General features: G+C 41.9%; 9 protein-coding genes. 4 read left to right on the forward strand and 5 right to left on the reverse strand.

Translation table 11 applies throughout. From position 1 onward, the window contains the following. The first annotated feature begins 32 nt into the window (after positions 1–32). Entirely contained in the window at positions 33–2090 is a 2058-nt protein-coding gene (locus E4S40_RS06370; protein WP_135072340.1) for a protein-disulfide reductase DsbD family protein, read from the forward strand. A gap of 8 nt (positions 2091–2098) precedes the next feature. On the opposite strand, the gene E4S40_RS06375 is transcribed toward E4S40_RS06370, so the two are convergent. Continuing rightward, positions 2099–3412 (reverse strand): APC family permease, encoded by a 1314-nt coding sequence (locus E4S40_RS06375; protein ID WP_135072342.1) that lies wholly within the window; start codon positions 3410–3412, stop codon positions 2099–2101. Between the two features lie 84 nt (positions 3413–3496). Then, positions 3497–4729, reverse strand: coding sequence for a M28 family peptidase (locus E4S40_RS06380; protein ID WP_135072344.1), 1233 nt, complete (start codon positions 4727–4729; stop codon positions 3497–3499). Positions 4730–4803: 74 nt separating this feature from the next. On the opposite strand from E4S40_RS06380, the gene E4S40_RS06385 reads away from it, so the two are divergent. The 3 genes from E4S40_RS06385 (at position 4804) to E4S40_RS06395 (ending at position 8003) form a co-directional block, all read left to right on the forward strand. Next, a complete protein-coding gene (locus E4S40_RS06385) occupies positions 4804–5913 on the forward strand; it encodes a TolB family protein (RefSeq protein ID WP_135072346.1) in 1110 nt (369 codons plus the stop codon). Positions 5914–6024: 111 nt separating this feature from the next. Next, positions 6025–6939, forward strand: a complete 915-nt coding sequence (locus E4S40_RS06390) for a mechanosensitive ion channel family protein (protein ID WP_135072348.1) — start codon at positions 6025–6027, stop codon at positions 6937–6939. 2 nt (positions 6940–6941) lie between these two features. Continuing rightward, complete coding sequence (locus E4S40_RS06395; protein ID WP_135072350.1) at positions 6942–8003, forward strand: porin; 1062 nt, start codon at positions 6942–6944, stop codon at positions 8001–8003. Between the two features lie 12 nt (positions 8004–8015). On the opposite strand, the gene E4S40_RS06400 is transcribed toward E4S40_RS06395, so the two are convergent. The 3 genes from E4S40_RS06400 to E4S40_RS06410 are packed head-to-tail and all read right to left on the reverse strand — an operon-like array spanning position 8016 to position 12699. Continuing rightward, on the reverse strand, positions 8016–9545 hold the full coding sequence (locus E4S40_RS06400; RefSeq protein WP_135072352.1) for a cryptochrome/photolyase family protein: 1530 nt from the start codon (positions 9543–9545) through the stop codon (positions 8016–8018). Between the two features lie 58 nt (positions 9546–9603). Next, a complete protein-coding gene (locus E4S40_RS06405; RefSeq protein ID WP_135072354.1) occupies positions 9604–10629 on the reverse strand; it encodes a PorP/SprF family type IX secretion system membrane protein in 1026 nt (341 codons plus the stop codon). A 3-nt stretch (positions 10630–10632) separates the two neighbouring features. Next, positions 10633–12699 carry a T9SS type B sorting domain-containing protein gene (locus E4S40_RS06410; protein WP_135072356.1) on the reverse strand — a complete coding sequence of 689 codons (2067 nt, stop codon included), beginning with the start codon at positions 12697–12699 and terminating at the stop codon, positions 10633–10635. Between the last annotated feature and the right edge of the window lie 44 nt (positions 12700–12743).

Raw genomic sequence — 12743 nt, forward strand, 5'->3', positions numbered from 1 at the left:
TTTCCTTTCTCTTAAAAAGCTGTTCAAACGGTATGAATAACTCCCATTCTTGGACTAAAAATCTCCTGCTTATCCTGGCATTTTTGATAAGCTTGGGGACCCAGGCCCAAATTATTTCCCCTCCCCAATGGACGATTAGTCTTTCACCTGCGCAGCCTCAGGTAGGAGAGGAGGCTAAGCTGATCCTCCAAGCCCAAATTCCTGCTGGATGGTATATCTACGGAACTGATTTTGATCCGGATTTGGGACCTCTAGTTACGACTTTGATTCTGGATGAATCTCAGGCTTTTGAAAGGGTTGGGGACTTGAAGGAGATTGAGGGGAAAAAGAAGTTTGATGAGATTTTTGAAGGGGATATTACCTATTTCATCAAAGAGGGACGGTTTGAACAGACTTTAAAAATCAACTCTTCAGGGATGATTTCTGGGGTTTTGGAATATCAGATGTGCTCTGATTTGACAGGACAGTGTATCAATTATGAGGAGGACATAGAGCTTTCTTTTACTGCTGTAGGTTTGGAGGAAAATACCAATGCACTTGAAAGTGATGCCTCCGATGAAGGTGAAATGATTTTCAACCAAATTGATTCAGAAGAATCATCGAAAAAAGAAACTGCTGTAATTACTGATTTTGAACCTGAAGGAGCTACCGAAGAAAGCTTGTGGGGATTTATGGTTTTAGCTTTCTTGGCAGGGCTTGCTGCCCTTTTGACTCCCTGTGTATTTCCTATGATTCCTATGACCGTGAGTTTCTTCACGGGTCGAGCAAAAAGTCGATCGGCAGGAATCCGGCAAGCCTTTATTTATGGCTTATCCATCATTGGTATTTATACCATAGCAGGAACAGCTGTATCAGCGATTCAAGGTCCTGAGTTTGCCAATTGGTTGGCGACTCACTGGCTTCCGAACCTATTCTTTTTCGGGATCTTCATTGTTTTTGCATTGGCATTTTTGGGAATGTTTGAGATTACGCTTCCCTCCAGTTTTGTCAACAAAGTAGATGCGAAAGCGGAGAAAGGTGGTTTGGCAGGGATTTTCTTCATGGCTTTTACGCTGGTTTTGGTATCCTTCTCCTGTACCGGTCCAATCGTTGGATCGATTCTGATTTCCTCTGCTGGAGGAGAATTGATCAAACCGATTTTGGGAATGTTTTCCTTTTCCCTAGCCTTTGCTATTCCATTTACGCTTTTTGCGATTTTCCCAGAATGGATGAATCGCCTTCCAAAATCCGGAGGTTGGCTCAATTCTGTCAAGGTAGTATTGGGATTCCTAGAGCTCGCTTTAGCTTTCAAATTCCTTTCTATTGCCGATTTGGTTTACCATTGGGGAATTTTGGATCGAGATATATTCCTGATTATCTGGATTGTGATTTTCGGCGCTTTGGGCTTGTATTTGCTTGGAAAAATTCGCCTTCCTCATGATTCTCCTTTGGAATCTATTTCCGTTCCTCGTCTGCTATTGGCCCTTTTGACCTTCATGTTTGTGGTCTATATGATTCCAGGTCTTTGGGGAGCTCCGCTTAAATATTTGAGTGGGTACCTTCCTCCTATGAGCACCCAGCAATTTCAAATAGGAGAGGCCTCATCAAGTGCTTCTTCCGAAGCCTATGTTTTGGATGAGCCGGTGAAATATGCTGATATTTTGGAAATCCCTCACGGGATCAAGGGCTATTTCGATTATAATCAGGCACTTCGGGCTGCGAAAGAAGCTAATAAGCCACTGTTAATTGATTTTACTGGGCATGGCTGTGTGAATTGCCGGAAGATGGAAGAGAATGTTTGGGTGAATCCTGAGGTGTTACGGCGTCTGAAAGAAGACTTTGTGATGGTGGCTTTATATATCGACGAGCGACTGGAATTGCCGGAAAGTGAGTGGTACACTTCTTCTTATGATGGAAAAGTCAAAAAGACCCTCGGAAAGCAAAATGCAGATTTTCAGATTACCCGATTTCAAAATAATGCTCAACCCTATTATGTGATTTTGGATCATGAGGAACAGCTTTTGGCCAAACCAAGAGCGTATGATACCGATATTCAGGGATTTATTGAGTTTTTGGATGGAGCGAAGCAAGAATTCGAGCTTCGTAATTAAACCCCGAGCTATTTTTTGTCTGCTGTTGGGGCATTCTTTTTTGAATAAATAATGGCTCCGAAAGCGAGTAGCACATAGAATCCAAGAATTGCGATAAACTGACTGAGGTTTTCGGTAAATTCGAAATAAACAATCAACACTCCTGCGGCCAAAAGACCTAGCATGGCTATTCCGGTAAACCAAGCGCTGGAATTAGTTTCTTTCCGCTTTTTGAAGTTTGCTACAGCCATCAAAAAGGACACAAGAATAAAAGTAATACTCCCAAACTCCAGAATCACCTGTAATCCTCCTGAAAGGACTAGAATCCAGGCAAAAATACTCATGGTGATAATGGCCTTGTAAGGAATATAAGTTTGGACTTTTTCGCTGAGGGGCTTTGGGAAAAACCCATCTTTTGAAATTACGGCCATGAGTCTGGATGCTCCAAAAAGTGTCCCACTGATGGCACTGGAAGTCGCCAACAAGGCTCCAAATATCACAATAAACTGTCCAAAGCCACCCAAGAATGTTTTTGCTCCAGCTGCCAATGAGTATTCCTTGTCTGCTATGATGCTTTCCTTTGGGATGACCGAAAGCGCTGCGACGGCAAGCACTACGTATAAGGTGATGGCAATTCCAATCGAAATGTAGATGGCACGTGGAATGTTCACTTGTGGTTTGTCCATTTCATCATAAGCATTGATGACTAGTTGAAAACCCTCGTAGGCGACAAAGGTGATAGCAGAAACCATCAGCACCTTCATCCAAGTGGTGTCTGCTGAAATCAGCGGTTGGAGTTTTTGTAAATCGCCTTTTCCCGCAAGCAATCCAGAAATAAAGAGGAGAATAACAATCTTGGTATAAACCATGACATCCTCGACTTTTCCCATTCCCTTTACACTCACCAAATTCACCACAGCGAAAACTGATATGATTGCTCCAGCCACCAATTTTTGGCCAATGGGATGATTTAAAGACTCAAATTGGCTACAGAAATAAGAAGAAAACGTGAAAGCATATAGAGCCAAAGTACTGATGTAACCAAAGGTGATAAGCCACCCGATGACTGATGAGGCCATTCGGCTTTTCGGGAAGGTTTTTTTGAAAAAAGAATAAGTGGCTCCTTCATCCTTGTAAAGCAAAGCCAATTTGACGTAAGAATAAGCTGCAAAAAATGCGAGTCCCCCTCCGATTAAAATTGCAATCGGAGTGGCATTCCCAATTTGCTCTGTGGAAATCCCAAGGATAGAAAAAATTCCTCCTCCCACCATGCCTCCCAAGGCTACAGCAATCAGTTCTCCGAGGCCTAAAGGATTGTTTCTTTCTCGGCTTATTTTATTCATCTGAGGCTCTGGTCTTGATTTTCAGTTTAGAGGCTGAATAAACAAAAATGCCTTCCAAATTCATCTGGAAGGCATTTTCTGTTCTTAGAATTTGACTTTAGCTTCAAGTCGTTTTCCATCTCGTTCATATACCACTTGGGCTTCTTCCCCTTTTTGGAAAGCACTTAGAGAGCGCATGTAGCTCATCATATCTACAATGGTTGAGTCTCCCAATTGTACGATGATATCTCCTTTCTGTAAACCTGCCGCTTGAGCCGGTTTGTCTTCTGATACACCATCGATTCGCATTCCTTTCCCATCATAGAGGTAATCAGGTACAACTCCAAGAGTTACCGTGAATCGAGGAGAGTCTCCGGAACTGTCTTTCGTTTTGGTGAAAGCCAATTTTGATTCCTGATCTAATTGAACGATCAATCTGTGGATGTACTGAACAACCTGAAGCAGGCCATTGTAATTGATTTTCTCGGAATCGTCAGAAGGACGGTGATAATCTTCATGCTGTCCTGTGAAGAAATGCAGAACAGGCAAATCCTGTAGGTAAAAAGAAGTGTGGTCAGATGGCCCAACGCCTGATTCTGAAGTCACTAATTTCAAACTATCACTATTCACCAAGTCCAAAGCCGGTACAAAACTAGGGCTGGTCCCTACCCCGTTGATTGCCAATGTATTTTCTTCATTCAGTCGTCCCACCATATCCATGTTGATCATGTAGTTGACTGTGCCGAGATCGATGGTTGGATTTTTTACAAAATAATTGGAACCCCATAGTCCATTTTCCTCACCTGAAAAAGCGATGAATAAGAAATTGGAAGGGTGTTTTTCATGTTTTAAAATATCAGCTAGGGCTACTAAGGCAGCTGTTCCAGAGGCATTGTCGTCAGCACCGTTATGAATGGCAGAATCACCTCGGTATAAGGAGCCTGAACCTCCATATCCCAAATGGTCAAAATGAGCGCCGATTACAATGGTTTTTTCGGACTGATTATCAATAAATCCAATAACATTCCGTCCTGTGACTCCTTCTCCATCCGTGCCAATCACTGCTTCTTCGTGAGGATTGGTAGGTTTGGAAACGGTAAATTCCTGAAAAAATCCGTCAGTTCCCTTTGGGCTAAGACCGATTTCAGCAAAACGCTCTGCTAGGTATTTGGCCGCTTGTTCTTCACCAGATGTGCCAATTGCTCGGCCTTCCAACTGGTCAGCAGCTAAGTAACTCACATCTGTTTTCAGATTTTGAAGTAAAATATCATTCGTGGGAGCACTATTGCATGCCAGCAGAAGGCTAGCGGCAATAATAGATAAGCGATAGATTTTCATTATGTAATTTCGGTTTAGCCCAAAGATAATAATTGGTATCTTCGCGCTGCAATGATTATCAACTAATATCCAACATGCGATTTCAATTTCTGATTTTATTGATGTTTGTCATGGCCTGTTCCGAAAAGGCCAGTGAAATAGTAGCTGAAAATGAACCACAGCATACTGCGCTTGATTCGCTTTTGCTCTCCGAAAATGAAATGAAGTACCTGCGAAATATTAAGCAACTCACCTTTGGAGGAAATAATGCCGAAGCTTATTGGTCTTTCGATGATGAAATGCTGGTATTCCAATCCGATTACGCTGAATGGGGAGCAGCATGTGATCAAATTTTTTACACCAACTGGAAAACAGACGATCTGAAAAACAATGTTCCTCAACGCCTATCTACTGGCTTGGGTCGGACTACCTGTTCTTACTTCCTTCCAGGAAATGAAACCATCGTTTATGCTTCTACCCATCTTGGTGGTGATAATTGTCCGCCTGTTCCAGAGCGTCGCACAGATGGCAAATATGTGTGGCCGATTTACGATACCTATGACATTTTCACTGCGGATTTGGAGGGAAATATTCTAGCTCAATTGACTAATGAGCCTGGATATGATGGAGAAGCGACTGTTTCCCCAAATGGAGATAAAATTGTCTTCACTTCCATGCGTACCGGTGATTTGGAATTGTTTACTATGAATATTGATGGATCAGATGTCCGTCAAGTAACCTTTGATTGGGGATATGATGGAGGAGCATTCTTTTCACCAGATGGCACCAAATTAATTTGGAGAGCTTCCAGACCACAAACAGAAGAGGAGATTGCAGAATACAAGGAATTACTTGCTGAAGGATTGGTGAAGCCGACAGAAATGGAATTGTATGTGTCCAATGTGGACGGTTCAGATTTGCGAAAAATCACTGATCTCGGTCAAGCCAACTGGGCTCCATTCTTTCATCCTTCCGGTGAGAAAATCATTTTTGCTTCCAATCACCATACCGAGAGAGGCTTTCCTTTCAACTTGTATATGATCAATTTGGATGGAACAGGCCTTGTTCGAATTACCGAGAACGACACTTTTGACGCCTTCCCTGTTTTCTCAAATAATGGAAAATATCTCGTTTTCTCTTCCAACAGAAACAATGGAGGTACACGTGATACCAACCTGTTTGTAGCAGAGTGGATTGGAGATTAATGAAGGTTTATTCCTTGATGAAATAATTGAAAGCGGGGGTGTCATCACTCCCGCTTTTTTTGTGGTATGGGATTCCTTTTTTAATTTGAAAGCTTACCAACTGATTTTTAGATGAAGATTTACCGCAGATTAATCATTCCACTGCTGGTCACCTTACTTTTGGTTTTTGCCAAGATATATTTTCGGGGCCAATCGGAGAGCTGGGAGGGTTTGTTGGGCTGGTTGCCCCACCTGAATACCATCCTGATTATTTCCGGTTTCACCTGGTGTCTTTTAGTACTCACAGGGATATTGAAAAGGATTTTTTTGAAGCAGTTTGATATCAGTCAGGAGGATAATTTACGGGCGAGAAAGATTTATACCCAGCTGAATATTCTCCAAAAGATTGTCAACTTCATTATCATCATTTTGGGTATAGGATTGATTTTGGTGTCCTTTGATCCGATTCGAAAAATAGGAGTGGGGCTATTTGCTTCAGCGGGGGTAGCGGGGATTATTATTGGTTTTTCGGCACAAAAGGCTATTGGAACCTTGATTGCAGGGATTCAAATTGCCTTTGCTCAGCCTTTTCGACTGGATGATGCTGTTGTGGTTGAGGGAGAATGGGGTTGGATCGAGGAGATCAATTTGACCTATGTGGTGGTGCATATTTGGGATCAACGGCGCTTGGTTTTACCTACCACTTATTTTTTGGAAAAGCCATTTCAGAATTGGACTCGGACTTCAGCAGATATTATTGGTTCGGTTTTCATTTACACGGATTACACGGTTTCCTTTGATGCTATGAGGCAGGAGTTGGATAGAATTTTGGAAAATACTAGCCTTTGGGATAAAAAAGTGAAAGTCCTTCAGGTAACAGATGCTAAGGAGCGAACAGTGGAAACACGGATATTAGTTTCTGCCAGAAACTCACCAACTGCTTGGGATTTGCGTGTTCATGTTCGGGAAAAGATGATTGAATTCTTACAGAAAAATTATCCCGAGGCACTTCCTAGAACCAGAGTAGTTTTGGATAAAGAGGACTAATTATGAGGAAGTTTGGGCTGATTCTTGTTCTCCTTTTTTCTTTCAAGGCCTTTTCGCAGGAAAAAACCAATGGTTTGGAATGGGATTTCTCTGCATTTCTTGATGTTTATTACGGACGTGATTTTTCTAGTCAGCCAGGTGACCCTAAAAGGTTACCATTCTTGTATAATCATACCAATCCAAAACTGGGAATCAATTTGGCATTGGTAAGTGTAACTGTGAAATCTGATTTTTTTCGTGCTAATCTTGGCTTACAACAAGGTTCTTACATGCGCGATAATTATGAAAACGAACCCCAATCCCTGAAATGGATTCACCAAGCTAATGTTGGAGTAGCGATAGATAAAGAGCAAAAACTTTGGTTGGATGTTGGGGTTTTGCCTTCTCATATCGGTTTTGAAAATGCGGTTTCTACGGAAAATTTAACCCTTTCAAGATCCATTATCGCAGAGAATAGCCCTTATTTTGAAACGGGGGCGAGATTGAGTTGGAATAAGGATGAGCGATGGTATTTTGCTTTTTTGTACTTGAATGGCTGGCAGCGGATTCGTTCTATTCCCGGGAAAAATAAACCTTCATTTGGAACACAGGCCACGTTTTCTCCCAATGAGAATACGACCATTAATTGGAGCACATTTTTGGGTACAGATCAGCCTCTTGAAGCGGAGACTATGCTGTATTTCACCAACTTCTATGGAGATTTTAAATTGAGAGAGGGTTGGCGCTTTATTGCTGGATTAGATGGTGGCAGACGAACTTTAGCTTTTGATTTTGATCGAAATTGGTGGGGGATGTCCGCCATTTTACAAAAGCGATTTTCTGAAAAATTCGCATCTGCATTTCGATTTGAATACTATAACGATCCTTTCCAAGCAATTGCAACGAGCTTGATTGATCAGGGAATTAAAACCAGTGGATTGTCTTTAAATACCGATTGGAAACTTGGGAAATTGGCGACTTTTCGATTAGAAGGTCGCTGGCTCACGAGTCCTGAGTTGGGTTTAGATCAAGCAGAAACCGATAATTTTTTCCTGCTTGGCTCTCTGGCTTTACAAATCGATTGATTTTGTAATCGCTTAAAGCTCATTGATTTTATCAAGATAAGCTTCTGCCTGATCCAGAATTTCCTGCTTGTTTTTCATTTTATCCCAAGTCCGGTATGCCATTCCAATTCTGGGGTTCTTTTCTAATTTATCCCGATTTCGATCGTAAAAATGCCAATACAAGCTATTGAATGGGCAGGCTTTTTCACCTACTTTTTCCTTGTGACTGTAAGCGCAGTGATCGCAATAATTCCCTTGTTTCTTGATGTAATTGGCTGAGGATACATAAGGTTTGGTGCCGACAATTCCTCCATCTGCAAACTGAGACATTCCCCGAGTATTCGTAATCTCCACCCACTCAATCGCATCAATGTAGATTCCCAAATACCATTGATCCACTTCGTTTGGATGAATACCAGCCAAAAGGGCAAAGTTTCCAGTGACCATTAAACGTTGGATATGGTGGGCATAAGCTAAGTCCAAAGATTGACCGATGGAGCTAGATAGACATTTCATTTTGGTTTTTCCTGTCCAAAACCAGTCGGGAAGTTTACGGACATGGCCAAAGAAATTAAGCTGGGCATAATCCGGCATTTTTGCCCAATAAACCCCGCGCATGTATTCCCGCCAACCGATAATCTGGCGAATGAATCCTTCTACTTGGGAAATGGAGATCTCATTTTGGTGACTTTCCCAGTACTTTTCCACTCTTTCGACTACTTCCAACGGGGAAAGCATCTTGCTGTTCATGGCAAAACTCAATCGGGAATGGAAGAGGTAAGGGTCCCAAGTGGTCAATGCATCCTGATAGTCCCCAAAATGCACCAAAAGATTTTCGCAGAAATAATCCAAGACTTCCAGACATTCCTCTCGCGTAGTTGGCCATAGGAAATTCTCAGGATCTACTTTGCCAATGGTTTTGATTTGGGCTTTTTGAATGACTTCGTATAGCTCGCTTACGTTTTTGGGATGGGTTTTTGGTTTTCGAAGCAGTCGTTTGTCTTTTAGGGCAGATCGGTTTTCCTGATCAAAATTCCATTTGCCTTGCACAGGCTCCTTGCCATCCATCAGGATGTTGAATTTTTTGCGCATTTCCCGATAGAAAGACTCCATCAGGTAAGATTTTTTCCCTTTGAAAAAATCAGCTAAAAATCCTCTTTCAGTCAAAAAGTGCTCGGAATCAACAGTCTCGGATTGAATCGATAATTTGGAGCAAATCGTTTTTAATTGTTCATCCAAACGGTATTCATCAGGGAGTTGATATTCGAATTTTTCTATCTGATAGGTTTTAATGCAATCCAAAATAATTTTCTCCAAATCCTGAGGATTGGAAGGGTCATTAATTGTAATGTAGTGTACTTGGTGTCCTTTTTCTCGGAGCTTTTTTGCGAAGGCTCTCATCGAAAGGAAAAATGCCAGAACTTTTTGAATATGATGTACGACATAGTCCGTTTCCTGACGCATTTCTACCATCAAGTAGATAATATCCTCGTTTTTTTCATCAAACCAGGAATGCAATTCATTGAGCTGATCTCCTAAGATGAGTCGTAAGATTTTTGCCATAAAAAAGGGGCTTTACCTTAAGATAAAGCCCCTTTGATGAAGTATTGTTTTTGAGAAATCAATATTTAAAACAAGGCATGGAAGACTTTCTTCCTGCTCCTTTTGCTGATCCTGCCAAAAAGCTATAACGAATAGAAATCTCGTGTGCACCGCCTGTATTGGCATTTCCCAAAGAAGACAGGGTGAAATCATGGCTGTATCCAATATCTAATCCTCCGCCAAGTGAGATTCCCACCAAAGCAATCACGGATTCATGATTTGGAATGGCTGTTTCTTTTAAAGGGATTCCTCTATACCAAACCCCCAAAACCAAAGGCTGAATGTTTACCTGAGTGCCCAAGTCCAACTGCGTGAAAGGTCCTTGATTTTTATAATTAAAAGCAAAAGTCAATTCCCGAGTACCAGTTCGTTGATTATAGAATGCTTTTGAATTTCCTCCTGAAAGATCAAATTTCACTCCGCCATGAGCGGAAAGTTTGAGTGGAAGTTCGCTGATTTCACTATCGATAAAGGAGATATTAGGCTGAGTTACGTGATGGGCTGAGGCTCCAAACCAGAAATTGTCATTGTGAAAAAGCATTCCAAAGCTGTAATCAATAAATTGGTGACGCATATCCTCCCCTAAATTTTCACCTGAAAAATCACCGATTGATCCAGTCATATCGTCGATTTGGCTTCCAAAAACCAAGTCTCCAAAATATGCATCCCTATCCATGTAGCTCACCTGTCCACCAACTCTTAAGAAAGAGCGGAATCCCAATCGAGCTCTGTAAGAGTATGTTGCACCAATTTCAGATACGCTGAGGTTTGCCATGCTTTGTTCAGAGCGATTGAAAATGATTCCGATTCCACTGTTAGCACCGAAAATGAAATGATCCAAGTATGCTGAATAAGAATTGAATGATTGATCAAGACCAGGCCATTGATTGCGATAGTTTACCCCAATTCGGGTCATTTCGGAAGCACCTGCCATGGCAGGATTTAGGTATAATGGGTTGGCGTAGAATTGAGAATATTGCACATCCTGGGCGCGAAGGCCCAGGCTGGCAATAAAAAGGATGATAAACGTAAACAGTCTTCTCATAATCTATCGGATTAGGGTGACACCACCGGTTTTCTCGGTAAGCTGAGAATCCCGATCGATATAGGTGATTTTGTAGAGATAATTCCCTGGTGGAAGCAATTGTCCACGATAGGTACCATCCCAACCTTTACTTTCCTGAGAATTGGTGAAAAAGAGCTTTTCACCCCAGGTATTGAATATTTCTAGTGTAATTGATTCGATATTTTTTGCCTTAGGGAAGAAGAAGTCATTCAGTCCATCTCCATTTGGAGTGAAGGCATTTGGAATGACAACTTGAGCATCAGCGCTGGTTACTTGCACTTGATTTACTTCGAATGCAGAGCAGCCGAATATGTCATAACCCGTTAATTTGACTTCATAGATTCCCGGATTTTCGTAAACATGTACCGGGTCTTTTTCGCTGGAAGTTTTTCCATCTCCGAAGTTCCATTCCCAAGCGATGATTTCTGGTGCGATTTCACTTTCAAAAAGGATGCTTTCATCAGTAAATACTTCAGACTCACTTGTGATTTGGAGTTTTCTGTACTGGAAATCCAAGCGACCGCTACGGTTCACTTCAGAAGGGAAATCCAAAACAGTTGAAGTTTTAGACATGCATCCATTGGCATCGGTCACGATGACTTCTACAGTACCTGCATTGAAGTAATTGATTTCGCGGATATTGGTAGCACCTGTGCTCCATTGGATGGTATAAGGTTCTTTCCCACCGGTAATCGATACCCAAGCATGACCAGTTACACTTCCTTGATCACAGTTTACATCCAATGCAGATTCGATTCGGGCATTTACTGCTTCTGCTTGAGTTACGGTATAGGAGCCTTGGACTTCGCAGCCAGACTCATCTGTGATAGTTACCTCGTAGGTTCCTGCCAATAGATTCGATCGCTGCAAAACATCCTTTTGCCCATCAGACCATACAACAGAAGTATTTCCTTTGGATCCAGTTAGCTTTAAGGTGATGCTTCCGTCAGGCTCTCCGCCGCAGCTTTGAGGAGTGGTTTCTACCAAATCCAATTTCAAAGCAGACTCAGCGGCGATAGTAATTTGCTTTTCAACAAAGCACCCTGAAGCATCCGTAATTGTAGCCAAGTAGGTGCCGGCAGCAAGATTTTCAAGTTTTTTGCCATTTGCTCCATTATTCCACTCGATTGTATAAGGGGCTGTACCGCCATTGATAATCAAATCAATCCAGCCGTTGTTGTCCCCAGAGCAGGTTGGGTTTTCAGATTGAACATTTACCTGCATGGATTGAGGTTCTTCTATTCGATAGGAAGCCTGCAGCGTACATCCTCCCTGATCTTGAATCAATACCTCATAAATACCAGCCGGAACATTGATCAAATCCTTTGTTTGAGCGCCATTGCTCCACTTATATATATAAGGAGCAACTCCTCCATTGACATTCAGAGAAATATTACCATCTGATTTGCCTGCACAGGATGCATTGGAAATGGTTTCTGCAACCTCAATTCCAGCTTCTTTGGAAGCAATTTGGAAACTGACAGAAACATCACAATTGTATTTGTCAGCTACGATGACTGTGTATGTTCCCGGCTTTAGGTTTGTAGCTTCCCATACATCCTTCAGACCATTGCTCCAAGTCACCCGATATGGTTCCCCGCGGCCTACTTTCACAGAGATTTTTGCAGATCCATCTGCAGAAGATCCGCAAGAAGCATCAGTCTTTTCTACTGGATTAAGAATAAGTGGGTATGGAGGCTGAACGACAATAGATTCTATATGCTTTAGACCCTTTGAATCGGTGATTTCGACTGTGTAGGATCCTGCATATAGGTTGGTTCTGTTCTGAGTAGTCTCATGTGTATTCCAAAGGAAGGTATAAGGGGGCGTTCCTCCGGTTACATCCAAGATGATACTGCCTTTTTCAGAATGAGAACAAAGGGCGAGTTTGCCACTTACTGAAACTTGGATTCCATCATAACTTAAAATGCGGGCATTTTCCCGCTGAGGAATTTCAAAAGCAAATTGACTCTGAGCATTAAATACCAATCCCCAGCTGAAGCACACAGCCGCTACTAAGAAGCGATATGATCTCAAAATCCTTAACATGGGAACAGTACTAATTTTCAGAAGGGTAATTTTGCCTTATAAAT

Source organism: Algoriphagus kandeliae (genome assembly GCF_004571135.1).
Lineage (GTDB): Bacteria > Bacteroidota > Bacteroidia > Cytophagales > Cyclobacteriaceae > Algoriphagus > Algoriphagus kandeliae.

Excerpts from the sequence above, each read along its gene's own strand:
- E4S40_RS06370 (WP_135072340.1), top strand. The coding sequence starts at position 33 with ATGAATAACTCCCATTCTTGGACTAAAAATCTCCTGCTTATCCTGGCA.
- E4S40_RS06390 (WP_135072348.1), top strand. The coding sequence starts at position 6,025 with ATGAAGATTTACCGCAGATTAATCATTCCACTGCTGGTCACCTTACTT.
- E4S40_RS06405 (WP_135072354.1), bottom strand. The coding sequence starts at position 10,629 with ATGAGAAGACTGTTTACGTTTATCATCCTTTTTATTGCCAGCCTGGGC.
- E4S40_RS06375 (WP_135072342.1), bottom strand. The coding sequence starts at position 3,412 with ATGAATAAAATAAGCCGAGAAAGAAACAATCCTTTAGGCCTCGGAGAA.
- E4S40_RS06380 (WP_135072344.1), bottom strand. The coding sequence starts at position 4,729 with ATGAAAATCTATCGCTTATCTATTATTGCCGCTAGCCTTCTGCTGGCA.
- E4S40_RS06395 (WP_135072350.1), top strand. The coding sequence starts at position 6,942 with ATGAGGAAGTTTGGGCTGATTCTTGTTCTCCTTTTTTCTTTCAAGGCC.
- E4S40_RS06410 (WP_135072356.1), bottom strand. The coding sequence starts at position 12,699 with ATGTTAAGGATTTTGAGATCATATCGCTTCTTAGTAGCGGCTGTGTGC.
- E4S40_RS06385 (WP_135072346.1), top strand. The coding sequence starts at position 4,804 with ATGCGATTTCAATTTCTGATTTTATTGATGTTTGTCATGGCCTGTTCC.
- E4S40_RS06400 (WP_135072352.1), bottom strand. The coding sequence starts at position 9,545 with ATGGCAAAAATCTTACGACTCATCTTAGGAGATCAGCTCAATGAATTG.